This is a genomic window from Vibrio sp. S457-15, assembly GCF_000960545.1.
Taxonomy (GTDB): domain Bacteria; phylum Pseudomonadota; class Gammaproteobacteria; order Enterobacterales; family Vibrionaceae; genus Vibrio; species Vibrio parahaemolyticus.
Genome location: NZ_JYOQ01000143.1, coordinates 1 through 393, shown reverse-complemented (window position 1 = coordinate 393; position 393 = coordinate 1). Strand labels below are relative to the sequence as shown.

1 pseudogene is annotated in these 393 nt (G+C 45.5%); it reads left to right on the top strand.

From position 1 onward, the window contains the following. Positions 1-146: 146 nt before the first annotated feature. Positions 147-338 (top strand): annotated as a pseudogene (locus UF05_RS16540) (MarC family protein); the annotation flags it as partial. Between the last annotated feature and the right edge of the window lie 55 nt (positions 339-393).

Genomic DNA, 393 nt, shown 5'->3' with positions numbered 1-393 from the left:
AATGGAAGTTATAATCAAACCGTAGGTGATAGGATCTGCTCCGCATCGCGTAGTTATGGATGCGATAAGTTTTTCATGAGTGGACATACACAAGCCTCCCCACTATCCTCTTCGTCGGCTGCATCGAATGTGTATAAGAGACAGGTCGTAAGTTGCTCATCCGGGGGTTGATTTTTGCCTTATGGATTTCGATGTTGTTCTTGTTCGCCAGAAAAAGCATCCTGTGCTTTTTGCACGTACAGCCGGAAACCTTAAGTATCACTGGTGGCATCATCTTATTTATCATCGCAATTAAAATGATTTTCCCAAGTGCAGGGAACATCACCGGGTTAGCGGCGGCGCGCTAGCCGGTTGGTTATAATTTTGCTCTTCCTATACTACCTCGCTACTGCT